At 69.3% G+C, this 25,952-nt stretch carries 23 protein-coding genes; 17 read left to right on the forward strand and 6 right to left on the reverse strand.

Features of this window, described 5'->3' with window-relative positions; translation table 11 throughout:
- Entirely contained in the window at window positions 1–1,008 is a 1,008-nt protein-coding gene (locus FJV46_RS01930; RefSeq protein ID WP_087031377.1) for a Bug family tripartite tricarboxylate transporter substrate binding protein, read from the reverse strand.
- A gap of 207 nt (window positions 1,009–1,215) precedes the next feature.
- Between FJV46_RS01930 and FJV46_RS01935 the strand changes: the two genes are divergently transcribed.
- The 5 genes from FJV46_RS01935 to opgC all read left to right on the forward strand — a co-directional run bounded on the left by FJV46_RS01935 (window position 1,216) and on the right by opgC (window position 9,247).
- Window positions 1,216–2,820 carry an ATP-binding protein gene (locus FJV46_RS01935; protein ID WP_087031380.1) on the forward strand — a complete coding sequence of 535 codons (1,605 nt, stop codon included), beginning with the start codon at window positions 1,216–1,218 and terminating at the stop codon, window positions 2,818–2,820.
- A complete protein-coding gene (locus tag FJV46_RS01940) occupies window positions 2,817–3,572 on the forward strand; it encodes a response regulator (protein ID WP_232008588.1) in 756 nt (251 codons plus the stop codon). Before FJV46_RS01935 ends, FJV46_RS01940 begins: the two co-directional genes overlap by 4 nt.
- A 48-nt stretch (window positions 3,573–3,620) precedes the next feature.
- Window positions 3,621–4,319: an NADPH-dependent F420 reductase gene (locus FJV46_RS01945; RefSeq protein ID WP_087031383.1), complete on the forward strand. Its 699-nt coding sequence runs from the start codon at window positions 3,621–3,623 to the stop codon at window positions 4,317–4,319.
- Between the two features lie 285 nt (window positions 4,320–4,604).
- Window positions 4,605–6,665, forward strand: a complete 2,061-nt coding sequence (locus FJV46_RS01950) for a glycosyltransferase (protein WP_087031967.1) — start codon at window positions 4,605–4,607, stop codon at window positions 6,663–6,665.
- Complete coding sequence (opgC, locus tag FJV46_RS01955; RefSeq protein ID WP_087031386.1) at window positions 6,662–9,247, forward strand: OpgC domain-containing protein; 2,586 nt, start codon at window positions 6,662–6,664, stop codon at window positions 9,245–9,247. Before FJV46_RS01950 ends, opgC begins: the two co-directional genes overlap by 4 nt.
- On the opposite strand, the gene FJV46_RS01960 is transcribed toward opgC, so the two are convergent.
- Together FJV46_RS01960 and FJV46_RS01965 are read right to left on the reverse strand one after the other, a co-directional pair.
- Window positions 9,244–9,777, reverse strand: coding sequence for a DnaJ family domain-containing protein (locus FJV46_RS01960; protein ID WP_087031389.1), 534 nt, complete (start codon window positions 9,775–9,777; stop codon window positions 9,244–9,246). The two genes, opgC and FJV46_RS01960, sit on opposite strands and share 4 nt — an antisense overlap.
- Before the next feature lie 352 nt (window positions 9,778–10,129).
- Window positions 10,130–11,764, reverse strand: a complete 1,635-nt coding sequence (locus FJV46_RS01965; protein WP_087031970.1) for a glycoside hydrolase family 13 protein — start codon at window positions 11,762–11,764, stop codon at window positions 10,130–10,132.
- 220 nt (window positions 11,765–11,984) lie between these two features.
- Between FJV46_RS01965 and FJV46_RS01970 the strand changes: the two genes are divergently transcribed.
- The 3 genes from FJV46_RS01970 to FJV46_RS01980 all read left to right on the forward strand — a co-directional run bounded on the left by FJV46_RS01970 (window position 11,985) and on the right by FJV46_RS01980 (window position 13,846).
- Entirely contained in the window at window positions 11,985–13,124 is a 1,140-nt protein-coding gene (locus FJV46_RS01970; protein ID WP_232008587.1) for an ROK family transcriptional regulator, read from the forward strand.
- A gap of 53 nt (window positions 13,125–13,177) precedes the next feature.
- Window positions 13,178–13,360, forward strand: a complete 183-nt coding sequence (locus FJV46_RS01975; RefSeq protein WP_087031392.1) for a hypothetical protein — start codon at window positions 13,178–13,180, stop codon at window positions 13,358–13,360.
- A 282-nt stretch (window positions 13,361–13,642) separates the two neighbouring features.
- Window positions 13,643–13,846: a hypothetical protein gene (locus FJV46_RS01980; protein WP_087031395.1), complete on the forward strand. Its 204-nt coding sequence runs from the start codon at window positions 13,643–13,645 to the stop codon at window positions 13,844–13,846.
- 21 nt (window positions 13,847–13,867) lie between these two features.
- Here FJV46_RS01980 and FJV46_RS01985 read toward each other — a convergent pair whose 3' ends face one another.
- The 3 genes from FJV46_RS01985 to FJV46_RS01995 are packed head-to-tail and all read right to left on the reverse strand — an operon-like array spanning window position 13,868 to window position 16,945.
- Window positions 13,868–14,704, reverse strand: coding sequence for a carbohydrate ABC transporter permease (locus FJV46_RS01985; protein WP_087031398.1), 837 nt, complete (start codon window positions 14,702–14,704; stop codon window positions 13,868–13,870).
- Window positions 14,698–15,660, reverse strand: coding sequence for a carbohydrate ABC transporter permease (locus FJV46_RS01990; protein WP_087031400.1), 963 nt, complete (start codon window positions 15,658–15,660; stop codon window positions 14,698–14,700). Before FJV46_RS01990 ends, FJV46_RS01985 begins: the two co-directional genes overlap by 7 nt.
- Window positions 15,629–16,945 (reverse strand): ABC transporter substrate-binding protein, encoded by a 1,317-nt coding sequence (locus FJV46_RS01995; RefSeq protein ID WP_087031404.1) that lies wholly within the window; start codon window positions 16,943–16,945, stop codon window positions 15,629–15,631. The genes FJV46_RS01990 and FJV46_RS01995 overlap by 32 nt, the downstream gene beginning before the upstream one ends.
- Window positions 16,946–17,218: 273 nt before the next feature.
- Here FJV46_RS01995 and FJV46_RS02000 point away from each other — a divergent pair, with 273 nt between their 5' ends.
- The 9 genes from FJV46_RS02000 (at window position 17,219) to FJV46_RS02040 (ending at window position 25,901) form a co-directional block, all read left to right on the forward strand.
- On the forward strand, window positions 17,219–18,214 hold the full coding sequence (locus tag FJV46_RS02000) for an SIS domain-containing protein (protein WP_087031406.1): 996 nt from the start codon (window positions 17,219–17,221) through the stop codon (window positions 18,212–18,214).
- Between the two features lie 78 nt (window positions 18,215–18,292).
- Window positions 18,293–19,222, forward strand: coding sequence for a PfkB family carbohydrate kinase (locus FJV46_RS02005; protein WP_087031408.1), 930 nt, complete (start codon window positions 18,293–18,295; stop codon window positions 19,220–19,222).
- A gap of 3 nt (window positions 19,223–19,225) precedes the next feature.
- The gene (locus tag FJV46_RS02010) at window positions 19,226–20,323 is read left to right on the forward strand and encodes a LacI family DNA-binding transcriptional regulator (RefSeq protein ID WP_087031411.1); all 1,098 of its coding nucleotides are present in this window, start codon (window positions 19,226–19,228) and stop codon (window positions 20,321–20,323) included.
- Between the two features lie 108 nt (window positions 20,324–20,431).
- Window positions 20,432–21,097, forward strand: coding sequence for an SDR family NAD(P)-dependent oxidoreductase (locus FJV46_RS02015; RefSeq protein ID WP_087031414.1), 666 nt, complete (start codon window positions 20,432–20,434; stop codon window positions 21,095–21,097).
- 66 nt (window positions 21,098–21,163) lie between these two features.
- The gene (locus FJV46_RS02020; RefSeq protein ID WP_087031417.1) at window positions 21,164–22,009 is read left to right on the forward strand and encodes an NAD(P)-dependent oxidoreductase; all 846 of its coding nucleotides are present in this window, start codon (window positions 21,164–21,166) and stop codon (window positions 22,007–22,009) included.
- Window positions 22,010–22,123: 114 nt separating this feature from the next.
- Entirely contained in the window at window positions 22,124–22,573 is a 450-nt protein-coding gene (locus FJV46_RS02025) for a hypothetical protein (RefSeq protein ID WP_087031420.1), read from the forward strand.
- Between the two features lie 156 nt (window positions 22,574–22,729).
- Entirely contained in the window at window positions 22,730–23,857 is a 1,128-nt protein-coding gene (locus FJV46_RS02030) for an acyl-CoA dehydrogenase family protein (protein ID WP_087031423.1), read from the forward strand.
- Window positions 23,854–25,218, forward strand: coding sequence for a bifunctional PIG-L family deacetylase/class I SAM-dependent methyltransferase (locus FJV46_RS02035; protein ID WP_158250161.1), 1,365 nt, complete (start codon window positions 23,854–23,856; stop codon window positions 25,216–25,218). Before FJV46_RS02030 ends, FJV46_RS02035 begins: the two co-directional genes overlap by 4 nt.
- Complete coding sequence (locus tag FJV46_RS02040) at window positions 25,215–25,901, forward strand: glycosyltransferase family 2 protein (RefSeq protein WP_232008586.1); 687 nt, start codon at window positions 25,215–25,217, stop codon at window positions 25,899–25,901. The genes FJV46_RS02035 and FJV46_RS02040 overlap by 4 nt, the downstream gene beginning before the upstream one ends.
- Window positions 25,902–25,952 lie beyond the last annotated feature (51 nt).

Raw genomic sequence — 25,952 nt, forward strand, 5'->3', positions numbered from 1 at the left:
CTAGAGCAGTCCGATGTCGGTGAGGGTCGTCTTGACGCTGGCGATGTCCTCCTCGAGGAAGGCGTCGAACTCGTCGCCCGCCAGGAAAGCGTCCGACCAGTTGTTCTCCTCGAGGGTGGTCTGCCAGGTGTCCGTGTCGTGCAGGTCGGTGACGAGCTGCGTCAGCTTCTCGGCCTGTGCCTCGTCGATGTTCCCGGGGGCGACGACGCCGCGCCAGTTGGTGAGCACCAGGTCGATGCCCTCGTCGGTGAGGGTGGGGGTGTCGGGGAGCTGGGGGGCGGCTTCCTCACCGGACACGGCGAGGGCGCGCAGCTTGCCGGAGTTGACCTGCTCGGCGTACTCGCCGACACCCGAGATGCCTGCGTTCACCTTGTTGCCGAGGAGGGCTGCGAGGGATTCGCCCCCACCGGAGTAGGGGATGTAGTTGAGCTTGTCGGGCGTGATGCCGGCTTCCTTGAGGACGGAGCCGGCGAGAATGTGGTCCGCCCCGCCGGCGGAGCCGCCGGTGATGGAGACGCCTTGGCCCTTGGCCTCGATGTCGTCGAGGAGATCCTCGATGGTCTCGTACGGCGAGCTCTCCGGCACCACGATCACCAGAGGTTCCTCGGTGAGGCGCGCGATCGGCGTCGTGTCCTCGATGCGGTTGGCGGCGTTGTTGGTCTCGACCGCCCCGACCATGACGTATCCCATGACCATGAGGGTGTCGGGATCGGTCTCGGTGGCGAGCTGCGCGAGTCCGTTCGTGCCACCGGCGCCGCCCACGTTGACCACCGATGCACGGCCCACGAGGTCGTTCTCCGTCATGGTGGTTTCCATCGCACGGCCGGTCTGGTCCCATCCTCCACCGGGATCGGCGGGGACCACGATGTTGAGTTTCTCGATGCTGCCTTCCGCCTCGCCCGCGGTGGTGCTCTCCGTCATGGAGCCGCATGCCGAGAGTGCGAGGGCGGAGACGAGGGCGAGGCCGGTGAGGGTCGAACGGCGCGCCGTTGTGCGATCGATCGTCATGATGTTCTCTTCCTTGAGATGGGGTGCAGGAGGCCCTGCGAGATGTGATGCGGGTCACCACTGCTGTCCTCAGGGTAGGAAGCCCGTGGAGAGGCGGTAAAGCATGCGGTCGTAGTGCTCGTATTGGTCTTTGTGGTCACGGACCGACCCGTCCCCCACCGCCCTCCGCCCCGCGTGTGACGCGCCGCAGCGTGTCACACTGGACGGATGATCAGGACGATGTCGCTTCGATCGCAGCTGTTCTTCCTGCAGCTGGCCATCGTGCTCGTCATCGTCGCCGTCGCCGGGTCCACCGCCGTCACGATGCAGCGCCTGCAGATCCGCGAGCAGTACGAGGACCGCATGGTCGGCGTCGCGCAGTCGGTGGCACAGCTGCCCTCGGTGGTCGAGGCCTTCGACCAGGCGGATCCGAGCGCCGCCATCCAGCCCATTGCCGATCTCATCCGGCAGTCCACGGGCGTCACCTACGTGGTGGTCACGGACGCGGACGGCATCCGGTACTCCCACCCCAATCCGGACCTCATCGGGCAACTCGTCTCCACCGATCCGTCGATCCCGCTCTCCGGCGCGATCTTCGTGGGCACGCAGACCGGCACGCTGGGTGAGTCGTGGCGCGTGAAGGTACCGATCCACGGTGACGACGGCGACATCATCGGCACCGCGTCGGTGGGCACCCTCGAATCCGAGCTGGACGCCGATCTCTACGAGGACCTCCCCCGCCTCCTGGCCTGGCTGATCGTCGCCGCCCTGGTCGGGTCCGCCGGCGCCATCTGGATCTCCCGGCTCGTGTGGCGCCGGATCTACCGGCTCGAACCCGAGCAGATCGCCTCCCTCCTCGAGACACGCGACGCCATGATCCACGGCATCAGCGAGGGCATGGTCGCGGTCGACGAGGACCACCGGATCGCCCTGGTCAACGACGAGGCCAAGCGCCTCCTGGACCTCGACGACGCCGCGACCGGTCAACGCGCCGACGACGTCATGGAGCCCGCCCTCGCGCGTCTCCTCACCGACCCCGCGGACACGGACGAGACGGTGCTCTCCGGCGAGCGCGTGCTCCTCGCCCGTACGTCGGATGCGACGGTCGACGGCACCCGGGTGGGCCGCGTCATGATCCTCCGCGATCGCACGGAGCTCTACCAGCTGCTCACCGACCTCGACGGCGAGCGTGACGCCACGCAGGCCCTGCGAGCGCAGGCCCACGAGTTCGCCAACCGCATGCACACCATCTCCGGGTTGCTCGAGCTCGGCCGCACGGAGCAGGCGGTGGACTTCATCTCGCGCTCCGGCCACGGCGGTTCGCTGGTGTCGGGGACCATCGCGCCGGGCATCCAGGACCCGGACGCCGCGAGCCTGCTCATGACCAAGAGCACCATCGCCTCCGAGAAGGGCATCACGCTCTCCATCGATGACACCTCGACGCTCGAACCGGACGGCACCACCGACGTCGTCACGGTGCTCGGCATCCTCATCGACAACGCGATGGAGGCCGTCACGGCGAGCGGGCGGACCGACGGGGCCATCGCCGTGCTCCTGCACACCGGCCCCGACGGCGTGCGCATCGAGGTCTCGGACAACGGACCCGGCGTGCCGCAGGAGGACGTGGACGGCATCTTCTCCTCCGGCTACTCGACGAAGGACGGCGGCCATACGGGGACACGCGGGTTCGGCCTGGCACTGGTGGACCGGATCGCGCGGCGGCGTTCCGGTCACGTCGCCGTGGACGACGCCGAGCTCGGCGGCGCCGAGTTCACCGTCTGGCTGGCACCCTCGCTCGTCGAGGCGCCCCGATCCACCCTGCAGGTGCCGTGAGCCCGGCAGCGGGCGCCGCCCCGATCCCCACACTCGTCGTCGACGACGACCACGAGGTGGCCGGCATCCACACGGGGTTCCTCCTCGCCCACGGCGCGTTCGACGTCGTCGGCGCCGCCCATACCGGCGCGCGGGCCCTCGAACTCGCCGACCAGCTCCGTCCACGGCTCGTCCTCCTCGACATCCACCTGCCGGACATGACGGGCATCGACGTGCTGCGGGCGTTGCGGAACCGGCCCGGCGAGCCGCTGGACGTCATCGCGATCACGGCGGCCCGCGAGCTCGACACCGTGCGGGCCGCCGTCGCCGGGGGTGTCCTGCACTATCTCGTGAAGCCGTTCAGTGCGGCCGTGCTCAACCAGCGGCTGGACCACTACATCGCGTACCGGCGTGACCTCGACGCGCATGCCACCGACGGCGCCGCCACCCTCGACCAGGGTCGTATCGACCAGTTGCTGCGCACGACGTCGGCCACGGGGACCGGTGCGGTCCCGGGTACCGGCACGGCCACGATCGCGACGCCCAAGGGACTCTCGGCGCCGACGCTCGACGCCGTGATGCTGGACCTCCGCGGCCTCGGGCGCGGGACCTCGGCGTCCGACGTCGCCGACCGCCTCGGCATGGCCCGCGTGAGCGCGCGGCGCTACCTCGAGTTCCTCGTGTCGAGGGGTCAGGCGCGGATCGTCCCGCAGTACGGCTCGGCCGGGCGTCCGGAGAAGTTCTACGTCTGGACGGACGGCTCACGGGACTGAGGACCCGCCCGGAAGGAATATCCGCGGCCCGGGACGGTTGTGCAGGGAATGACCGAGAACACGACGCAGCAGACAGAGACATCGCAGGACCAGCCACCGCGCAGCACCATCGGCTTCATCGGCAGCGGCAACATCGGCAACCAGCTCGCGCGCCTCGCCGTCGCCCGCGGCTACCGGGTGATCATGAGCAATTCGCGCGGCCCGGAGACACTCCAGGACCTCGTCGCGGAAGTCGGCGACGGCGCCCGGGCCGGCACGGTGGAGGATGCGGCGACGCAGGGCGACGTCGTCGTCGTCACCATCCCACTGAAGGACCGTGGCTCCGTGCCGGTGCAGCCCCTCGCCGGCAAGCTCGTCATCGACACGTGCAACTACTACCCGGAGCGTGACGGGCACATCCCCGAGCTCGACGACGAGAGCACCACCACGAGCGAGCTGGTGCAGAACCACCTGCCCGGGTCCTCGGTGGTGAAGGCCTTCAACAACATCCACTTTGCCCAGCTGACCACCGATGGCACACCTGCCGGGTCCGCCGGGCGCCGCGCCCTTCCGATCGCCGGTGACGACTCCGACGCCAAGCAGGCCGTCATCGAGCTGCTCGACGAGTTCGGCTTCGACACCGTGGATGCGGGCTCCCTCGCGGAGGGGTGGCGGTTCCAGCGGGACACGGCGGCCTATGGCCCCCGGCTGACGGCCGATGCCCTGCGGGAGGCCCTCGGACAGGCCAGGCGCTACGCCGAGATGTAGGCCCGGGTGCCCGCGGGCGGTCCGCGGGCACCGCTCCGGAAGCACGCGCTGCCGCCCGCACTCGTGGCACGGCTGTGGGAAAGCTCAAATTGTGCTCAATAAATGACACAGGCCCCGTCAGGGCGCGGCCAGGCGCGCAACCTCGGGTAGCTTGGTTCCCGTACTGCATGGTCCCTCGCGACCCGGTGAGCGTCTCAGTGCAGCCGTCCCGGCGCACACAAGTCACCGAAGCCGCGCCGTTGAGCGCGGACGCAGGAGATGGAGAGTGGCTGGAGCATGGGGACGATGTCGCCGCAGGACCCTTCCCTCGACGGCGTGCTCTCCCCACGGGAGGAGTCCGCCGGAGGGCGCACCCTGCTTATCCGGTCGATCGTGCTGGTGACGGCCGTGCTCGGCCTGAACTACATCGTCTGGCGGTGGCTGTGGTCGATCAACTGGGACGCCTGGTGGATCGCCATCCCCCTGGTGCTGGCCGAGACCTACTCCCTGATCGATTCCCTGCTGTTCGGCTTCACCGTGTGGCGGCTGAAGAAGCGCACGCCGCCACCGGCGCCCGAGGGCCTCACCGTGGACGTCTTCATCACCACCTACAACGAGCCCCTCGACCTGGTGCTGACCACCGCACGTGCAGCGAAAGCCATCGAGTACCCGCACAGGACGTGGATCCTCGACGACGGGAACCGGGCGGAGGTCCGCGCCGCCGCGGACGCCGAGGGGATCGGCTGGATCACCCGCTCCGCCGACTGGAAGGACATGCCGCGCCACGCCAAGGCGGGCAACCTCAACAACGCGCTGATGTCCACCGACGGCGAGTTCCTCGTGATCCTCGACGCGGACCAGATTCCCGATCCGCAGATCCTGCACCGCACGCTGGGCTACTTCACGAACGAGAAGATGGCGCTGGTCCAGACCCCGCAGGTCTTCATCAACGTTCCGGACTCCGATCCCCTCGGCAGCCAGGCCCCCCTGTTCTACGGACCGATCCAGCAGGGCAAGGACGGCTGGAACGCCGCCTTCTTCTGCGGCTCCAACGCGATCATCCGCCGCGAGGCGCTCATGCAGCTCGGCGTGACGCGCTACGTCACCGAGATAGAACTCGCCCTGCACAAGGCACTGAAGACGTCGGACAAGGTCCTGGCGAAGGCCGGCAGGAACCTCGGGCCCGGGAACGAGCGCATCAGCGACGCCCTGGACATCGTGGCGAAGGACCTGCGCAGGGTGCGCCGCCGCCTGCAGAAGGGCCACGGCATCTCCGAAGTCACCTACGAGTTCCAGCAGCGCGTCGCCGCGGTCACCCGGACCCTCGTGGCTGCGGACATCGCGGCCTTCCACGAGGACCTGGCCTCCCTCGCGGACCTCGGTATCGAGGGGCTCGAGGAGGGTCTGCAGGACGCCTCGGCGAGCACCCCCGGTCTCGCCGTCGTCGACGACAGCGCCCTCGACCAGTTGGCGCAGCGCTCCTGGTCCCCGCTCGCGGCGATCGACGCCGTCCGCCTCCTCATCGAATCCGTCAATGCCGACCGCGGGTGCGAGGCGATGGCCGTCATGCCCATGGCGACGATCTCCGTCACGGAGGACATGGCGACGTGCATGCGGCTCCACTCCCTCGGCTGGGAATCGGCCTACCACCACGAGAAGCTCGCCGACGGCCTGGCACCCGAGGACCTCAACTCGATGCTGACCCAGCGCCTCCGCTGGGCGCAGGGCACCATCCAGGTGATGTTCCGTGAGAATCCCTTCGCGCAGAAGGGCCTCACCATCGCGCAGAAGCTCATGTACGGCGCCACCATGTGGAGCTACCTCTCCGGCTTCGCCGCCCTCGTCTACATCGCGGCGCCGATCATCTACCTGACCTTCGGCATTCTCCCGGTGAACTCCATCAGCACGGAGTTCTTCGTCCGGCTGATCCCCTTCCTGCTGGTGAACCAGCTCCTGTTCGCCGTGGTGGGCAAGGGGGTCAGGACCTGGCGCGGCCAGCAGTACTCCCTGGCCCTGTTCCCCGTCTGGATCCGCTCGATCACCTCGGCCTTCGGCAACGTGTACCTGGGCCGCAGCCTCGACTTCGCCGTGACACCGAAGACCCTGCAGCAGGACAGCACGCTCCGGTGGGATCTCGTGAAGCCGCAGCTCTGGGCCATGGGCCTGCTCGTCGCGGCCGCCGTGGTCGGCGTCGTCCGGATGATCGTGGGACAGGCGGACATCCTCGGCACCTCGGTGAACCTGGTCTGGGTGGCCTTCGACCTCGTCATCTTCAGCGTCATCATCGAGGCCGTGCGCTACCGCGGGTTCGAGCACTACCAGGCGGACATCTCGAAGGCGAAGGCACGGCAGGACGCCGGGGCGTGACGCCGACAGCACCGGCCCGGGCGGCCGGCGCCCTGCGGGCCCTGATCCTGCTGCTGGTGTTCGTGGCCGCCCTCCTCGCCGGCGGCGCCCCGGCCCACGCCCTGACCGTCGGCCTCCCGACCACCACGGTGGAGTCGGACCAGCCGCCCGTCCAGGACCCGACAGCCCTCGCCGAGGGGCGCTACTTCGGTCCGGAGCTCGACTGGTCCGCGGACAATGCCCGCGCCTACGCGGACCGGGCCGGGATCACGCCGTCGTTCTTCAGCCGGCCGGTCGGGTACCCGCTCGATGCGGCCGCCGAACGGGACCTCCTCGATCTCGCCCGCCAGGAGGCCCCGCTCGGGGCCATCGCCGTCGTCTCCCTCGAGCCGTCCGTCCCCCTGGCAGACCTCACCGCGGACGACGCCGGACGGCTGGCCGACACACTGGAGCGCCTCGGCGACGAGTTCAGGACGGCCTTCTTCGTGCGCTTCGCGCCGGAGATGAACGGCACCTGGCTCAGCTGGGGACAGCAGCCGGATGCCTACGTGGACGCCTTCGTCGAGGTTGCCGACGTCGTCCACGAGCGCGTGCCGGGCGCCGCGATGGTGTGGGCGCCGTCGTACGCGGCCGGATATCCGTTCACCGAGGCGTACGGGGCGGTGGAGGGCCTCGAAGCCGGGAGCGTCGCCTCCCTCGACACGAACGGCAACGGCCTGATCGACCGCGGTGACGACCCCTACGCGCCCTACTACCCGGGCGACGACGCCGTGGACTGGGTGGGCCTGTCGATGTACCACTTCGGCAGTTACGAGCGGGGGGCGACGACGAGCGCGGACGGCACGCGGGAGTACTCGGGTGCCATCATCACCTCGGTGGTTCCCGAAGCCGACAAGTTCGCCGACCAGCTCGCCGGGACCTACGGCATAGCACCCGGGGCTCCCCGCATCGATTTCGCCCGGGAGTACGGGGCGGACCGGGACCAGCGGGTCCTGGTGCAGACCGCGGCCCTGTACGACCCGGAGGATCCTGGCAGCGCCACGGAGGCGGAGATCAAGGGCGCCTGGCTCGACCAGCTGTTCGATCCCGCCCTCGCCGCGGAGTACCCGGAGATCGGCATGATCGCCTGGCTGGAGGCATCCCGCATGGAGCCCGAAGCCGACGGTCACACCGTCGACTGGGGTCTCACCGGGGACGGTACGACGACGGCGGCGCTGCAGGACACGCTGGACGCCGCGGACGTGCGCCTCGGCCCTGTCACCGACGTCGTCCGCCAGGCGGATGCCAACCGGTCGACGTCCCAGGTCTGGGCACCGGCCACTCCCCTCACCGCGATGGACTGGATGGTGGCGTCCGTCGTGGGGCTGTTCGTTCTCCTGCTCCTGGCCGGTCTCGCACGGGCATTCCGGCCGCAGTGGCGTTACCCGAGCGAGCAGGATCCGCGTGACCTCCGCATCGACCTGCTGCGCGGCTGGATCATCACCTACGTCGTCGTCGTCCACATCGAACTCGCCGGGCCGTGGTCCTTCCTCGCCCGCAACATCGTGGGGGCGATCACCGGCGCGGAGCTGTTCGTCATGCTGTCCGGCGTGGTCATGGGGATGGTGTACCCGATCGCGATCCGCAGGCTCGGCTCCGCAGCAGCGCTCAAGGGCAGCGTGAAGCGGTCGGTGCGGCTCTACCTGACCGCACTCGGCGTCGTGATCGCGGTGTACCTGCTCTCGCTCGTCCCGTTCATCGATGCCTCCGTCATCACCACGTTCACCGACCGCGGCACGGGCGGCAACGGCGCGGACGCCGCAGGCCGGGTGTACGACCTCTACCCCAACGCCGCACGCCTGTTCGACTACCCGCCGCCCGGCTATGCGATCCGCGACCTCCTGCTGCTCACCATGGGCCCGTGGACCTTCAACATCATGGGCCTCTTCGTGGTGCTCACCCTCGCGGTACCGCTGCTCGTGGAGCTGCTGCGGAAGAAGCTGTGGTGGGTGCTGCTGGCCGCCAGCTGGGCGCTGTACGGAATCGACAGCGTCTACCACGTGCGGGTCGTTGACGCGCAGTTCCAGGACGTCTTCCCGCTGCTGACCTGGCAGGTCATCTTCGTGCACGGCGTTGTTCTCGGCTACTACCGACGGCGCGTCATCGACACCCTGAGCCGGAACTGGGGCAAGTTCCTGATCGGGGCGCTGCTCGGCGTCTACGCTCTCGGACTGGCACTCCTCTGGCTCGACGCCACCTACCGCCTCGAGCTCCCGTTCATTCCCCGGGGCTTCTACGAGGGCCTGTACGACGCCGGCTACGTCAGGGTCTTCCTGCAGCCGGGCCGCCTGATCGACCTCGCGTTCTTCGTGGTTGCAGCCCATGTGATCCTGACCTGCTTCTGGAAGCCGCTGCACGCCGTCGTCGGGTGGCTCTACATCCCGCTCGGGCAGTCGAGTCTCTACGTGTTCATCGTGCACGTGTTCTTCGTGCTGGCCGTGGGCAATCTGCCGGGACTGGACCGGACGAGCGTCTGGCAGGGCCTGCTCCTCCACGCCGTCGTGACGCTGGTCATCTGGGTGATGGTGAAGCGGAAGTTCCTCTTCTCCGTGATCCCGAACTAGGTGCTTCCCCGCCAGACCCGCCGCCAGAAGGGGACCCTCGCCGGGGCGGGCGGTGCGGCGGCTTCGGCAGCCCGCCGGGACGCCTCGCGTCGCTCGCGCCACCGCTCCACCTCGGCGTCGACGTCGCGGAGCCTGGTGACCACGGGCGGGCCGCCGAGCAGTTGCCGGCGGGCGTCGATCACGCGGTAGTTGAAGTCCTCGAGGACCTCCCGCACCTGCTTCTCGGTGTACTGGCGGTCCAGGCGGTCGTCCAGCTCCGCATCCTCGGTCCGCAGCAGGATGGCGCGCGGGCCGAGCCCGGTGATGTTCTCGCGCTGGATGAGTCCCTTGACCCACCAGTCGGGGTCGTGCGCCTCACCGAGCCCGGGGATGGGCTTGCCGGCCAGCGCCAGGTTCTCGAACTCTCCCCGCGCGATGGCCCGGTCCACGATCAGGCGCGCGCGCTTCGCTTCGTCCTCGCCCTCGCGGAGTGGTGCCATCTCGCCGCTCGTCGCGTCGGCGTCGTCGTTCTGCCGGTCGAGTTCGGCCATCGCGTCCGCTGCGTCGCCGCCGTCGCGCGCAGCCCGGTACTGGGCCGCCTTCCGCAGGCGCTCCTCGTGCTCGCTGGACCTGCTGATGCCGCTGCCCTCCCGCCGTCGTTCCCGGTCTGTCTCCAGTATTCCAACGGCGCCGCTGCGGGTTCAACCGATTCCCCCGCCGACGAACACCCTCCCCCGGGGTGTACACGCGGCTCGGCGCGTCAGACCCGCGGGGGCGGTACCGCGGCTCTGACAACCCGGCGCGGCGCGTCAGACCCGCGGCAGCGCGCACGCAACGACGACGGCGGACCACCCCGGGGAGGGTGATCCGCCGTCATCCGCGGTGGTGGCTAGATCAGCGTGGCTAGATCAGCCAGGCCGTCGTGTCGGCCGGCAGCTTCCCGTCCTCGAGCGGCGAGCTGCAGAGCAGCACCTGGGCCGCGGGCAGCTCCACCGGCGTCGACCCGAAGTTGGTGATGCTGTGCCAGCCGCTGGGACGCGTGAAGTGCAGCACCTCGGCGGACGGCTCCTCGACCCAGCTGAAGTCCTCGTCGCCCTGCAGCTCGCGCCGCAGTTCGAGTGCGCGCCGGTAGAAGCTGAGGTGGGAGGAGGGATCGCCCTCCTGCACCTCGACGGCGTACTCGCCGAACCACGCCGGCTGCGGCAGGTGCGAACCGCTGAAGCCGAACCCGAAGGACGCGCCGTCCTTCGTCCACGGCAGGGGCACGCGGCAGCCGTCACGGCCCACGTCCACGCCCGTGTTGCGGAAGAAGGTGGGGTCCTGGCGGTCCTCGTCCGAGATCTCGGCGACCTCGTGCAGGCCCAGCTCCTCGCCCTGGTAGAGGTAGGCGGACCCGGGCAGCGCGAGCATGAGCTGAGAGACGGCGCGGGCACGACGCTCCCCGAGCCGGTGGTCGAGGGCGGGCTCCTGGCCGCCGCTCATCAGCCAGCCCCTGCCGTTCTCCGCCGCCGTGCTGTCCGGTCCCGCCGAGGGCAGGCCGTACCGCGTGGCGTGCCGGACGACGTCGTGGTTCGAGAAGACCCAGGTCGACGACGCCCCGGAGGAGGTTGCCTCGGTGAGGTTCTTCGTGATGATGTCGCGGAACTGGTGCGGGTTCCAGTCGGCCTGCAGCAGGTCGAAGTTGAACGCCTGGCCGAGCCCCTCGGGGCTCGCGTACCGGGCGCGGCGGTCGGCGTGGACCCACGCCTCGGCGACGGCCGTCCGGGGCGGGGTGTACTCGTTGAACACCTGGCGCCACTCGGCGAAGACCTCGTGCACCTCGTCGCGGTCCCAGAACGGGTGCTTGCCGTTGTGGTTCCCGCCCTCGGGACCGAGCTTGGCCCGTGACGGCAGGGGCTCGCTCATGTCCTTGGTGAGGGCGTGTGCGACGTCCACGCGGAAGCCGTCCACGCCGCGATCCGACCAGAAGCGGAGTGTCGTGAGGAAGTCGTCACGGACCTCGCGGTTGTCCCAGTTCAGGTCCGGCTGTTCGCGGGCGAAGATGTGCATGTACCACTGCCCGTCCTCGGTGCGCTCCCAGGCGGGTCCGCCGAACACGGACTCCCAGTCCGAGGGCGCCTCGGAGCCGTCGGGCCCCTTGCCGTCGCGGAAGATGTAGCGGTCGCGTGCCGCCGACCCCTTGGGCGAGGCCAGGGCCTCGCGGAACCAGGCGTGCCGGTTGGAGGTGTGGTTGGGGACGATGTCCGCGATGAGCTTGATCCCGGCGTCGTGCAGGGCGGCGATCATCTCGTCGAAGTCGTCGAGCGTCCCGAGCTTCGGGTCCACGTCGCGGTAGTTGTCGACGTCGTACCCGCCGTCGGCGAGCGCCGACGGGTAGAAGGGGCTGAGCCACACGGCGTCGACGCCGAGGGACCGCAGGTACGGGATGCGCGAGGTGATGCCCTTGAGGTCGCCGATGCCGTCGCCGTCGGAGTCGGCGAAGCTGCGCGGATAGATCTGGTAGACGGCGGCCTGGCGCCACCAGTTCGGGTCCTGCATGCGCTCGTCGAGGGCTGCGGGGGCGAGTTCCGCCGTGGCGTCCTCGGCGGATACGACGTCGGGGCTGACGGTGGAGGTCACGGAGACGGTGTCCCTTTCGATGGTGGGCAGGAGCTGGACGCCACCGGTTCCTGGCGGGAACCACCTGTGCGTCCTCATTCTTTTTACGATAGAAATAATAGGCGTGTCAATCAGTCGACGAGGAAGGAGGTGGGTAGCGGTGGAAGCACTTGCGACCCTTTCCCCCCACAGTTCAGCCCGTGCGCTCGCGCGGGAGGTGCTCATCAGCGGGCCCATCTCCCGGGGTGACCTCGCCGTCCGGCTGGGGCTCTCGGTCGCGAGTCTCACCCGGCTCAGCAAGCCCCTGCTCGACGCCGGCGTGCTGCGGGAATCCGAGGAGCCCGGCACGGCCGCCGTCGGCCGTCCCGTGCGCCCCCTCGAAGTGAGTCCGGATGCGCACCGGTTCGTCGGCATCAAGCTCTCCGGAGACTCCGCCGCCGCCGTGGCCACGGACCTCACATGCACCGTGATCGGGTCCAGCGAGCGGGCGCTCGCGGGTCACGGCGTGGACGAGGTCCTCGATGCCATCATGGCCGCCGTCGCCGATCTCGGCCCGCTGGATCAGTTCAGTGGTATCGGGGTCAGCATCGGCGGCAAGGTCGGCGGGGGTACCGCGGTGCTGCGCGCACCGTTCCTCGGCTGGCGGGAGGTGCCGTTCGCGGACCTCCTCGAGCAGCGCACCGGACTTCCGGTGGTCGTGGAGAACGACGTCGTGGCGCTCACCATCGCGGAGCAGTGGTTCGGCGCGGGACGCGGCGAGACCGACTTCGCCGTGCTGACCGTCGGCGCGGGTGTGGGGTACGGGCTGGTCATCAATGACATCGTCATCGCGCCGCCCGACGCCGGCCTGGGCCTGGTGGGCCACTACCCCATCGATCCGCTGGGACCGCGGTGCAGGCAGGGCCACCGCGGCTGCGCCTCGGCCATCCTGACCATTCCTGCCATCCGCTCCCACTTCGCGGCAGCCACGGGCGGGGAGCTGCCCTACGCCGACATCCTCGCGCTCGCGGCCGACGGGCACGCCGTCGCCGGCGGACTGGTGCGTGAGGCGGGGCGGGCACTCGGCGTGCTGGTCTCCGCGGTCGCGAACCTGACGATGGTGGACCTCGTCGTCCTCTCCGGTGAGGGCATGGACGTCGCCGAGCTCGCCTCGGCCACCCTCGAGGACACCGTGCGCGAGCACCGCGATCCCGAGGCATCGCCCCTGCGGCTCAGCCGCCGGCCCTCCGACTTCGCCCCGTGGGCGCGCGGGGCCGCCGCCGTCGCCATCCAGCGGACCATCCTCGGAACCGTGCGCTGAGGCACGGCTCCCACCACCTGTACGGCAGGCCACTCCGGCCCTAGCCTGTGGGGATGGACCTCAGCGCCGAGCACCGCAGCACCTACTTCCAGCAGCGACTCGAGGACGCCGGCTTCACCCGGCCCGAGTCCCTGCGTCTGGCCCACGCAGCCGCCGGCGACGAGTCGGGAGACGCGGCGGCCCGCGTCACCGCGGCCCTCGACGAGTTGCAGTTCCCCGCCGGGCCGTCCGCGTAGCGTCGTCGTGCCCGCCTGTGGCAGGAGACGTTCCCGGGCACGGTCGGCGGCGCTCCCGGGGACGCTCCGGAGCCGGGCTGGTATACGGGTCCGAACGATGGGGACACGACGAGTCCCGCCCCGAGCCACGCGGGCGTCGAGCACTACTGGGACGGCCGCGGCTGGACCGGACGGCGCGTCGCGCCACCGGCCCGCGGTCCGGTTCCGGATTCCCGCGCCGGCACCGTTCTCACCATCGTCGGCTTCTGCCTCGGGGTCGTCGCCCTGGCGGTCTCGCCCCTGGTGCCCGGCAGCCTCGCGATCGCCCTCGCGAGCGTCATCGTGGCGGCCATCGGTCTCGGCAGTCCGGCGGTGGCGGTCCACGGCGGAGTGCGCGCACTGGGCACGGCCGGCCTGGTCCTCGGTATCATCGCGCTGGTTCAGACCGTATCGGTCACCTTCCTCCCGGCCATCGTCGGTACGCCCTTCGGTGTGGTGGTGCCCTGACGCGCCCGCGCAGGCAGTGCGCTACTTCCCGACGCCGTCGGCGAGCCCGCGCACGAAGTACTTCTGCGTGAGGAAGAACAGCAGGATCACCGGGATGGCGGCGATCGTCATGCCGGCGAACACCACGGGGTATTCGGTCCCGTGCTTGCTCATCAGGTTCGTCAGCCCGATCGGCAGCGTCTGCAGGTCTCCCCCGCTGGTGAACACCATGGCGAACAAATACTCGTTCCAGGTGAAGAGGATATTCAGGATCACGCTGGACACGAGGATTGGTTTGCACATGGGGAGCACGATGCTCCAGAACGCCCTCGCCTTGCCGGCCCCGTCCACTGCTGCCGCCTCTTCGATCTCGACCGGCAGATCCACCATGTAGGCGCGGATCAGGAAGGTGGTGAACGGGATCCGGAACGCCACGTAGAGGATCAGGAGCGCCCAGAACGTGTTGTAGAGACCGAGCGCCTGGAACATCCTGACGAGCGGTATCAGCGCGACGGCGGGAGCGAGCATGAGACCCCCGAGAATCAGGGCCAAAACCGTGCGGCTGAAGGGAATCTGCATGCGCGTGAGTCCGTACGCGGCCCAGGCGCTGATGAACACGGTGGCGATGGTCGCGGTGACGGTCACGAGGATGCTGGTCATCAGGTAGCTGCTGACGCCGCGGTTCCAGGCCTTCGCGTAGTTTTCCCAGGTGAGCTGCAGCGGCAGCGCGAAGGGGTTGCCGAACAGCTCGGTATTGGTCTTGAAGCCGTTCAGGACCATCCAGAGCAGCGGATAGATCACGACGACGGCGAGGGCCAGCAGGAACGACGCGACGAAGGTCCTTGCGACGACACCGAGGACACCCGTTCGGGTCACCATTCGACTCTCCTCTTGCGTGTGATGGCCAGTTGCACGAGTGCCACGCCCAGGGTCAGGACGAAGATCACCGTCGCGATGGCCGCTGCGTAGCCGAAGTCGTTGCGTCCGAAGCCCATGCGGTAGAGCCACGACACCAGGACCTGGCTGGAGTTGTTGGGGCCACCGCTGGTCATCACCATGACCTCGTTGAAGACCTGGAAGGCGCCGGAGAGCGTGACGATGATCATGAGTCCGGTCATCTCGCGAGTGAGCGGGACGGTGACCTGGAGGAACCGCCTGACCGGGCCGATCCCGTCGAGCGACGCGGCGTCGTAGAGATCCTGCGGGATCCGCTGGATGGCGATCGCGAACAGCAGCGTGGAATAGCCGAAGCCCTGCCACTGGCTCATCGCGATGACGGCCCAGATGGCCGTGCCCTCCTGCCCCAGCCACGCCTGCGTCAGCGACTCCAGCCCCACTCCTCGCAGGAACGCGTTCAGGATGCCCAGTTCCGGCTCGTAGACGAAGTAGAACAGCAGGCCCGCGACGGTGAGGGAGATGGCGGACGGCACGAAGTAGATGGCCCGCAGCGCGCGACGCCACCGCTCGGACCGCATGCTTTCCACGAGCGCGGCGAGAAGCAGGGCGCCGAAGACCTGGCAGAGCAGGGAGACCGCGGCATAGGCCACGTTGTTGGCCAGAGCTCGCCAGAACACGGGATCACCGGCCAGCTTCTCGTAGTTCGCCAACCCGATGAAGGAGGAGCCCCCACCATAGATGTCCCACTTCATGACGCTGTACTGCAGGTTCTGGAGCAGGGGCAGGTAGACGAAGACACCCAGCACGAGGAGCGCGGGCACCACCCAGACCCAGCCGCGCGGTCTGCGCTGCCGCCGCACCCCTGCTGCTCCGGTCGGAGAAAGCAGGGATGCGGCGGCAGCGGTGCTACTCGGCGCTGTCTGAAGCGGCGCGGACATTGCCCAGGACCTCTTCAGGAGTCTCGGAACCGGAGACGAGAGCCTCGCCACCGGCGAGCCACGCGTCGGCGACCTCGGGGACGGTCACGGCGTCGAGCCACCCGAGCAGATAGCTCGCCTCGTTGAGTTGCGAGACTCCTTCGACGACGGCGGGGCTCGCCGTCGATGCGGAGACGGCGCCCACGATCGTGCTCGGCTGGCTGAACGGCGCTCCGGCCAGCGTCTCGGCGTTGGCCTTGCTGGTCGCGAACCTGAGGAAGTCGACGGCGAGCGCCTGGCGTGGGGACCGCGCGTTGACCATCAGCCCCTCCGGAGAGCCCTCGAGGGCTGCGGCATCGCCCTCGGCGCCCTCCGGCGCCGGCAGTGCGAAGATCCCGAAGTCGTCCGCAGTGATCTCGGAGGAGTCGGTGACCACGGAGTCGAATTCCAGGATCTCCTGGAAGTACATGGCAGCCTTGCCGGCGGACTGCGCCTGCTGGGCCGTCGAATACAGGACACCGTTGGAGTCTGTCCCCGTACCCGTGCACTCCTGCACCAGGGTCTGGAACTCCTCGAGGGACTTCACGTACCCCGGGTGGTCCCAGCTGGCCGTCGCCGGCACGAAGTCCTTTTCGAGGACGTCCTGGGGCACGTTGTAGGCGAAGAGCTGCTGGAGGACGTGCAGACCGGGCCAGCCGTCCTTGTTCCCGAAGGCCAGCGGCTCCACACCCTGAGCTTCGAGCTTCGGACAGGCGGCGATCAGCTCCTCGAACGTGGTGGGGACAGCGACGCCGGCCTCGTCGAAGATGCTCTTGTTGTAGCCCATGAACTTCCCGTTGTTGTACAGGGGGACGGCGTAGTACTTCCCGTCCTCGGCGAACGCATCCAGCGACGCCTGCCCGAAGGTCGAACCCCATTCGGTGTCGGGTGAGAGAACGGCGCTGAGATCGGTGGCCAATCCGCCCTCGATGAACTTGTCGGCGTAGTCGCCTGTCCACGAGAAGTAGATGTCCGGCAGTGCGGAGGAGGCCACCAGGGTCTTCGTCTTGTCCTTGACGCTCTGATCCGTCTCCTGGATTATTTCGAAGTCCACCTCCGGATGCAGGGACGTGTACTCGGCCGCGAGGTCCTCGAAATAGGGCGAGAGCGGCTCGCCGCCGAACTTCGTCAGGATCGACAAAGTCCCCTCGTACTCCGGCGTGGCCGTGAGGTCGGCCGCTTCGACATCGGTCCCGCCTCCGCACGCCGTGAGTCCCATGACTGCTGCGGCTGCCACCGCGCATACTCCCCGTCGGATGTTCTTCATGGCCGAGCCTCCTTCTTTGACCGGGACCTGCCCGGAAGCCTCTGCTGCGGGTGGACGGCAGGTGCCCGATGGGCCTGCACTTCCGCGTGGTGCGGATCACAGTAGCGCAGAAATGATACCGGTACCAGAGCAAGGCAGACATCATCAGGAAACTCTTCGTGGCAGGTTCACCTGCTCGCGGGAGTGATTGACTCCCGCGAATCCGTCGTGCAACGATGTGCCGGTGATACCGGTATCAAACCGGTCGCCATTGCCGCTTTCGAAGGGATCGATATGTTGAAATTCGATGAGGACCAGTTCCTCAAACGTGCACAGAGTTTCCTGGCCCTGCAGCCGCGCATAGAAGACGTCGTCTCGGGACTGTCCGACGTCGAAGCGGTGTTTCTCGTCGGATCGGGAGGCACCTATGCGGCGATGTGGCCCTACGAGCACCTGATGCGCCGGAACACCACCGTTCCCGTGCGCTCGGCCATCGCCGCGGAACTCGTCCTTTCCGGGGACGCGCTCCTCAACGAGCGTGCGGTGGCAGTGTTCACGTCCGCGTCGGGCACCACCGAGGATGTCATCGCGTGCATCGAGTACTGCAAGGCGCGTGGCGTCCGCACGGTCGGCTTCACCGGCATCACGGACAGCCCGATCGCGAAGGCCGTGGACCACGCGCTCATCACCGAGCCCGACGCGTGGCCCTTCGACCTCGGTCTGTTGCTCTTCACCACGCGGTTCCTGTCGGAACGCGGTGAGTTCGCCGGGTACGACAAGCTCGTGGAGCAGCTGCCGGCCGTACCCGCGGCCTTGGTCGGCGTCGCCCGCCAGGCCGAACCGCTGGCGGAGGCGTTCGCGGAACGGCACAGGGAGACGAACTTTCACTTCGTGGTGGGCAGCGGCAATCTCTGGGGACACGCCTACCTCTACTCCATGTGCATCCTCGAGGAGATGCAGTGGCTGCACACCACCCGGGTGCACGGTGCCGAGTTCTTCCACGGCTCCCTCGAACTGATCGAACCCGATACCAGCGTCCTGCTGTTCGTCGGCGAGGACGAGACCCGCCCCCTCATGGAGCGCGTCGTCAGGTTCTCGGAGAAGTATTCTCAGGCCACGACGGTCCTGGACACCGCGGACTACCCGCTCGAGGGTATCGACGACGAATTCCGGGGCTTGTTGGGCCCGCTGGTGATGGACACGATCACCAGCCGGATCAGCAAACACCTCGAGAAGCAGCGCGACCACTCGCTCGACCTGCGCCGGTACTACCGCGTCGTCGAGTACTGAGCCGACGGCGATCCCCTCGCCACCGGCCGGGCGCACGACGCCCGGCCGGTGGCCCCTCCCTCGAGCAGCAAGGCACCCATGCGCGTTCTCGGCTACGGCGACAACATCATCGACCGCTTCATCGACCGCCGCAGGTCATATCCCGGCGGCAACAGCGTCAACTTCTCCGTGTTCGCCCGTCGTCTCGGGGCCGAGTCGGCCTACCTCGGAGTGTTCGGGGACGACAGCTTCGGCGACCACCTCAAGGAATCCCTCGTCGCCGAGTCCGTCGACATCTCACGCTCGATCACGCGGCACGGACCGAGTGGCTGGACCAACATCCACCTCCAGGACGGCGAGCGCCGCTTCCTCGACTGGAACGGCGGAGGTGTCACGCTCGCAGAGCCATTCCGCCCGTCCGGAAAGGACGTGGACTACCTGTCGGGATTCGACGTCGCGCACTCCAGCGTCTACTCCGGTATCGAGGAACACCTTCCGGTCCTGCACTCCGCCGTCGCCCGCCTGAGCTTCGATTTCTCGTCGGACGACGACCGCCGGACGGATGATTACCTCGCCGCCGTGTGCCCCTCCGTGGACCTGGCACAGTTCTCCTGTGCGGATCTGAGCTACCGGGATTCCCGGGACCTGCTCCTCGCTGCGATCCGGCACGGCGCGGGGGCCGCACTCGCCACGCGAGGCACCGACGGCGCCCTCTTCCTCGATGGGAGCACGTTCCACGAGGACGGCGCGGACCACGTGGCAGCGTCGTCGATCGTCGACACCATGGGGTGCGGAGACGCCTACCTCACCGCCTTCCTCCTCCACCTGCTCCAGGCCGGGTGGTCGAGGGACCACCGTCCGGACGCCGCCGACGTCGCCGCCGCGATGAGGAGAGGCGCCCGGTACTCTGCCCGGCAATGCACGGTCGAAGGGGCATTCGGTCGCGGCCGTCCGTTCTCCGAGGCGGACCCGGACGCCGCACGGGCTGCCCTGACCGGGCCGGCGGCCCTGCTCCCTCGTTACCATTAGCCCATGGCGTCCGAGCATCCTTCCAGCAGCGCCCCCACGATCTCCGACGTCGCGGCAGAAGCGGGTGTCGGCCGGGCGACGGCGGCACGGACGCTCGGGGGCTACGGTTCGGTGAGCGCCGTAGCCCGGGAACGCGTCCTTGCCGCAGCCGAGCGCCTCGGGTACCGGTCCAACATCCTTGCGCGCAGCATGACCACGGGAGTCACCAATTCCCTCGGCATCGTCGTGGCGGACATCGGCAACACCTTCTTTTCCGGCCTGATCCGCGGGGCCTCGGATGCGGCAAGCGCGCGGAACCTCGATGTCATCGTCATCAGCACCTATGAGGACCTGGAGGCCGAGCGCCACGCCGTCGGGGTGCTCCTGGACAAGCAGGTGGACGGCATCGTCGTCTCGTCGGCCGCCGTCGGCGCGACCGAAGCCGAACACCTCACCGAGGCGACGCGTCGCGGCACACCGGTGGTCCTGATCGACCGCCTGGTTCCAGGCCTGCTCCTCGACGCCGTCGTCGTCGACAATCGGGCTGAGGCGCGGCGCGTCACGCGGACGCTCGTCGAGGCCGGGCACCGGCGGATCGGCTTCCTGTGGGGACCCACCACGGATGCCCCGATCGACACACTGGATAGCCTCCTGACCGTCAACACCCGCAGCCTGTGGAGCGACGCGGAGCGCCTGCGCGGCTATCTGGATGCCCTGCAGGACGCCGGGATCCCCTATGAACCGGACCTCGTCACGACCGGGGCGAAGACGGAGGAGGAGGCAGTGCAGGCGGCTTCCGCCATGCTGCGGTCGGCGCATCCCCCCACGGCGCTCTTCGCGACGGAGGCCGAGGCACTCATCGGCGCTATCCGCGCGGTGCAGAGCCTCGGACTCTCCTACCCTGAGGACGTCTCACTCGTCGGGTTCGACGACACGAGCTGGGCGACCGTCATGCAGCCGCCGCTCACGATGATCGCCCAGCCGGTGGACGAGATGGGCCGACTCGCCGTCGAGCAGGTGGCGTCCCGCATCGGAGCGCACGACTACGAACCTCGACTGCACGTCCTGCAGGCCGAACTCAGAGCCCGGGCGTCCATCGTGCCACCCTCCCGGGTACCCTGAGCGGTCCAGGAACAACAGAGGACCCGGCGCACCGGCGTACCGGCGTACCGGCGCACCCGCGCACGCGCGCACCCGGAATTATTCAGCCCCCTGATCGATTGCACCCACATGACAACTATTGCGATCATCGGAGCAGGACGCGGCCTCGGCGCCGCCGTGGCACGGCGTTTCGGAGCCGAGGGGATGTCAGTGGCCCTCATCTCCCGCAGCCAGGGCAAGCTCGACGCCCTGGCCGAGGACCTGGGCAAGGAGGGCATCCACGCCCGAGGCTTCGCCGCCGACGTCCGCGACCCCGAGTCCATCGCCGCAGCGCTCGAGGCAGCCACCGAGACACTCGGCCCCATCGAGGTACTCCAGTACAGCCCCCTGCCGCAGAAGGACTTCATGCGACCGGTCCTCGAGACCACGCCGGCCGACCTCAAGGGGCCCATCGAGTTCTCGATCTACGGGCCCGTGGCCGCCGTCCACCAGGTGGTGCCCGGTATGCGTTTCCTCGGCGAGAACCGCGGGACCATCCTCTTCGTCAACGGAGGATCCGCGGTGAAGCCGGGCCGTGCCGTGACCGGCACCTCGGTCGCGTTCGCCGGGCAGGCCGCCTACGCGCAGCTGCTCAACGAGGTCCTCGGCGAGGAGGGGATCCAGGTGTCGCAGCTCATCATCGGCGGCCGCATCATCGAGGGAGACCCGGAGAAGGACCCCGCGGTCCTCGCCGGAATCCTCTGGGACCTCCACACCCGGCGGGACACCTTCCGCCACCAGGTCAGCGCCGACTGACCGGCTCCGCCCGCCCCTGCTGGTCGGACCAGCTTCCCCCACACGAAAGACCATCCGGAGGACTTCATGAAGATCACACTGCTCGGCGTAGGACGCATGGGACACGAGCTCGGAGTGCACCTGCTCCGCGCAGGCCACGAACTCACGGCCTGGAACCGTACTCCCGCCGCCGCGCAGCGCCTCGTGGACGCCGGAGCGCACCGGGCGGACTCACGCGAGGACGCCGTCCGCGAGGCCGACGTCGTCATGACCGTGCTGTTCGGACCGGACACCGTGCGCGAGGTGGTGCTGTCCGGGTTGGAGATCCCGGCCGAAGCCGTCTGGTTCGACGTCACCACGGTCTCGCCCGAGGACGCGCGCGAGTTCGCCGACTACGCCACGGCAGCCGGCGTGCGGTACGTGCATGGACCCGTCATCGGCAGCCTCGCACCCGCGCGGGCGGGCACCCTCGGCGTTCTGCTCGGTGGCTCGGACGCGGATGTCGACGTCGTCGAGCCCCTCGCCGCGCTGTGGGCGGATGAGGAGCGCCTGCGCCGTGTGGCAACCCCGTCGGACGCGGCGACGGGCAAGCTGCTCGCGAACCTGGCGCTCGGCGTCACCCTGCAGGGACTCATCGAGGCGCTGCGCCTCGGCACGGCCAACGGGCTCGACGCCGAAGTGGTCCTGGACCTCCTCTCGGGTACGGGCCTCGGCGTGATCGCCGGCATGAAGGGAGCCGTCATCACGGCGGGCACCTTCGATGACACCCAGTTCTCGGCCGACCTCCTGGCCAAGGACGCCCGTCTCATGCTGCGCTCCACCCCCGACCCACTCCCGGCGGTCACGGCGCTGCTGCAGTCTCTGACGGAGGCCCAGCGCGCGGGCCTCGGGGACTACGACATCGCGGTGATCGCGAAGCCGGAACTCGGCTAGCCCGCCCGCGTCCCGGCCAGGGGCCTTACCGCACCCGCGGGTTCCCGGTCAGGGCCCGGCTCCGGGCGAGAGACCCCTGTCTAATGGTCGGTGCCGGTGGGTACGGTACGTCGTATGGCAACTCCCGATACCCCTGGTCCCGATGCACACCACCAGCGCCCCGAGGGCGTCTCCGATCTCACCGTCGAGGCCCTGGGGAAACTCTCCGAAGCCCTCGAGGTGGTGGAGCACGCCCGCGGCTACCTCTACGGCTTCCACCGCCTGACCGGCAAGGCGGACCTCAACCTGTCCGAGGCTGAGGAGCTGTTCCGCAAGGCGGGCCACACCGACGTCGCGGACCGGCTGGCGTCCGAGATCATCGGTCGCAACGTCATCGAGGGCCGCTGGACCTTCCAGATCGTGGAGGACTACGACGACCACTACTACTCCGAGTTCAAGTCCTTCGAGAAGGACGCGCGCGATTCCCTCGCCGACGGCAAGCGTCACCTCTTCGAGGCGGAGATGAAGGAGGACCGCCGCACCAAGGGCAAGGAACACCACGAGGCCCTGCCGCCGGAGGCCTGAGGGCAGCCGGGAGGATCCCGATCCTGCTCCTCCCGGTCCGCTGCCGTTCCGGAGGGCCTGCACCCGGAGAGAGATCCGCGCAAGCACATTCCGGAAACCTCAGTACACTTCGAATATGTTGCGCACCGGTGTCCTGACCGCGAAAATCTCCCTCCCGTGACGCTGACCCGCGAGCCGGCAGAGGCCGCCGGCGCGGAGCGTTCCCTGCAGTTCCTCACGGATCGGGTCGATGCCGCCAGGGCGTCCCTGCCGGCCGCGCTCAACCTGGCGATCGAACTCGGTGACGCCGTCCCCCTGCCCGGGTCCGGCCGGACGTCGGTCGCCTGGCAGCTCCTCAGCACCCTCGCAGCAGCCGATCTCACGGTGGCCCGCGTCGTCGAACCGCACCTCGATGCCCTCGCCATCCTCGCCCAGGCCGAGGCGCTTCCGGGGACGCCCTCCGGGCCGTTCTTCCGCGCGTCGCCCGGAGCGCCCTCCGCGACATCCTCCGAGACACCCGCGTTCCCCGGCGGCGGGACGTGGGGAGTCTTCGCAGCCGAAGGGCCGGACGTCGCCCTCGTGGCCACCGAGGCGGGGAACGGCACCTGGACGCTCACCGGCACCAAGCCGTGGTGCTCGCTCGCGGACCACCTCGACGGGGCGATCGTCACGGCCCACGTGGGCGACGGCGCACGCCGCGCTTTCGCCGTCGATCTACGCGTCCCCGGGATCACCATGGACCCCCCGGATCACTGGGTGAGCCGTGGCCTCCCGACGGTCACGAGCTGCCCTGTGCACTTCGACGCCGTTCCGGCCACACCGGTCGGCGGCACGAACTGGTATCTCGCACGCGACGGCTTCGCCTGGGGCGGGATCGGCGTCGCGGCCTGCTGGTACGGGGGCGCACTCGGGATCGCCCGCACCCTGCTGGCGGCCGCGCGGCGACGCGAACCCGACCAGATCGCGCTGCTGCACCTCGGCCGGGTGGACGCCGCCCTGCACGAGACGCGGACCGTGCTCGCCGATGCCGCCGACGCCGTGGACGCAGGACGCGCGGGCGGCCAGGATGGTGCACTGCTCGCCGCCCGGGTCAGGGCCACCGCCTTCCGCTGCGCCGAACTCGTGCTCGAGGCCGCCGCACACGGGCTCGGCCCCGCACCCCTGGTCTTCGACGACCGCCACGCCGGCCGGGTGGCGGATCTGCACCTCTACCTCCGTCAGCACCATGCCGAACGCGACGACGCCGGCCTGGGCCGGCGCGTCCTCGACCTCGACCTCGAACCAGGAAGCGGTGGCGTGTGGTGAGCTTCTCGCACGATGCCGAGGGGACGCCGGAGAGCCACTGGCGCACCTGGCAGCAGGACAGTGACGCCGTGGACCTCCAGATCGAGGAACTGTTCGACGGGCGTCTGCCCGCTCGCTTCCTCCTCCTCGCCGCGCATCCGGACGACGAGACACTCGGCGCGGGCGGCCTCCTCGCCAAGCTCGCGCGCGCCGGGGTGCGCTGCGACGTCGTCGTCCTCACCGACGGGGAGGCCTCACATCCCTCCTCCCCCACGCACTCGCCCGATCGCCTCGCAGAGCTGAGGCGCGCCGAGGTGACCGACGCCGTCCTGGTCCTGGCGCCCGCGGCACGGGTCTGCTTCGAAGGCATGCCGGATGGCAGGGTGCTGCACGAGGACGTCGTCGCGGTCCTGGAGCGCGAGCTCGCCGACAGCGAGGACGTCCGCACGCTGGTGGCCGCACCGTGGCGTCACGACGGGCACACCGACCACGACACCGTGGGCCGCGCCGCCGCGGATGTCTGCACGGAACGCACCATCACCCTGCTCGAATACCCCATCTGGCTGTGGCACTGGGGAACGGCGGAGGAGCAGGCGGAGGAGCTCGCAGGCCTCGCGCTCCACCCGCTCGACGCCGAGGAGCACTCGCGCAAGGAATCCGCGCTGGCCACCCATGTCTCCCAGACGCTGCCGCTGTCCGACGCGCCGGGCGACGAGGTACTCCTGACACCCGCCATGCTGGAGCATTTCGACCGCACGTTCGAGGCCTTCTTCGTCACCGGTGCCGGCTCGACCTTCGAGCGGCTGCACAGCGCGAAAGCGGACCCGTGGGACGTGGCCGAGCGATTCTACGAGCAACGGAAACGCGCCCTGACCCTCGCCTGCCTGCCCCGTCCGAGATTCTGCCGGACCCTCGAGATCGGATGCTCCGTCGGTGCGCTGACGAAGGACCTCGCCGCGGTGTCGGACAACCTCCTGGCCCTCGACACGAGCGAGACGGCGGTGCGACGCACCAACGAGGCGCTGATCATGGACGTGGCCGCATCGGCCCGGCTCGCCACGGTCCCCCGCGACTGGCCCCGCGAGGACGGCCCCTTCGACCTGATCGTCCTGTCCGAGACCGGATACTTCCTCTCCTCCGAGCAGCTGGACCAGGTCATCCGCCTCATGCTGGCCTCCCTCGACGACGACGGCGTGGTGGTCCTCTGCCACTGGCGTCACCCGATCGAGGGCTGGGAGCTCGACGGCGACACGGTGCACGAGCGCGTCCGCGACCACTCGGGGCTGCACACGCTCGCCCTGCATACCGAGGAGGACTTCCTCCTGGAGGTCTTCGTGCCCGCGCCGGCCCACTCCGTGGCGCGCCGTGAGGGCCTGCTGTGATCCCAGGGCAGGTGGCCGTCGTCGTGCCCGCCCGCGACGAGGAGGACTGGCTGCCCGCCTGCCTCGCAGCGCTCGACACCGCCCGTGTCCGCCTCTTGCGCACCGTCCCGCGGGTCCTCGTCTCCGTGACGGTGGTCCTGGATCGCTGCACCGATGGGTCGGAGCGCGTGGCGCGGCGCGCGCCGGGGGTCTCCGTGATCTCCGGCTCGTTCGGGTCCGTGGGTGCGGCGCGCGATGTGGGCGTGCGGTTCGCTCTCGCGCGGTCGCGGTGCCTCCCGGCCCGAACGTGGATCGCGAACACCGACGCCGACACCCTCGTCCCGCGGGACTGGTTGGTGGGACATCACGGGCTGGGCAGTCGCCATGATCTCGTTCTCGGAACGGTGCGTCCCACGCTGACGGCGGACAACGCCGAGCGGATGCAGCGGTGGTCGGACGCCTACACGCCGCGGGACGGACACCCGCACGTCCATGGCGCAAACCTCGGCATCCGCGGGAGCACCTATGGCGAGGTCGGCGGATTCGGGGCGCTCGAGCAGGACGAGGACGTGGATCTCGTCCGCCGCGCGCGGGGTGCAGGCGTCGACTGGACGGCCTCCGGAGCGCTGGAGGTGACGACGTCGTCCCGCACCGTGGGGCGTGTGCCCGCGGGTTTCTCGACCTACCTCGGACGGATCGTCTGACACCTCTGCACCCCGTTTTCCCTTTTGTCGGGACCATCTGTTAGACAAGAG

It is taken from the genome of Arthrobacter agilis, assembly GCF_006494655.1.
Classification (GTDB): domain Bacteria; phylum Actinomycetota; class Actinomycetes; order Actinomycetales; family Micrococcaceae; genus Arthrobacter_D; species Arthrobacter_D agilis.

Bases quoted from the DNA above. Each gene is read 5' to 3' on its own strand.
- FJV46_RS01985 (WP_087031398.1), bottom strand. From the start codon at position 14,704: ATGGTGACCCGAACGGGTGTCCTCGGTGTCGTCGCAAGGACCTTCGTC.
- FJV46_RS01930 (WP_087031377.1), bottom strand. From the start codon at position 1,008: ATGACGATCGATCGCACAACGGCGCGCCGTTCGACCCTCACCGGCCTC.
- FJV46_RS02015 (WP_087031414.1), top strand. From the start codon at position 20,432: ATGACAACTATTGCGATCATCGGAGCAGGACGCGGCCTCGGCGCCGCC.
- FJV46_RS01950 (WP_087031967.1), top strand. From the start codon at position 4,605: ATGTCGCCGCAGGACCCTTCCCTCGACGGCGTGCTCTCCCCACGGGAG.
- FJV46_RS02010 (WP_087031411.1), top strand. From the start codon at position 19,226: ATGGCGTCCGAGCATCCTTCCAGCAGCGCCCCCACGATCTCCGACGTC.
- FJV46_RS01990 (WP_087031400.1), bottom strand. From the start codon at position 15,660: ATGTCCGCGCCGCTTCAGACAGCGCCGAGTAGCACCGCTGCCGCCGCA.
- FJV46_RS02025 (WP_087031420.1), top strand. From the start codon at position 22,124: ATGGCAACTCCCGATACCCCTGGTCCCGATGCACACCACCAGCGCCCC.
- FJV46_RS02005 (WP_087031408.1), top strand. From the start codon at position 18,293: ATGCGCGTTCTCGGCTACGGCGACAACATCATCGACCGCTTCATCGAC.
- FJV46_RS01945 (WP_087031383.1), top strand. From the start codon at position 3,621: ATGACCGAGAACACGACGCAGCAGACAGAGACATCGCAGGACCAGCCA.
- FJV46_RS01995 (WP_087031404.1), bottom strand. From the start codon at position 16,945: ATGAAGAACATCCGACGGGGAGTATGCGCGGTGGCAGCCGCAGCAGTC.
- FJV46_RS02020 (WP_087031417.1), top strand. From the start codon at position 21,164: ATGAAGATCACACTGCTCGGCGTAGGACGCATGGGACACGAGCTCGGA.
- FJV46_RS01975 (WP_087031392.1), top strand. From the start codon at position 13,178: ATGGACCTCAGCGCCGAGCACCGCAGCACCTACTTCCAGCAGCGACTC.
- FJV46_RS01935 (WP_087031380.1), top strand. From the start codon at position 1,216: ATGATCAGGACGATGTCGCTTCGATCGCAGCTGTTCTTCCTGCAGCTG.
- FJV46_RS01965 (WP_087031970.1), bottom strand. From the start codon at position 11,764: ATGCAGGACCCGAACTGGTGGCGCCAGGCCGCCGTCTACCAGATCTAT.
- FJV46_RS01960 (WP_087031389.1), bottom strand. From the start codon at position 9,777: ATGGCCGAACTCGACCGGCAGAACGACGACGCCGACGCGACGAGCGGC.
- FJV46_RS02000 (WP_087031406.1), top strand. From the start codon at position 17,219: ATGTTGAAATTCGATGAGGACCAGTTCCTCAAACGTGCACAGAGTTTC.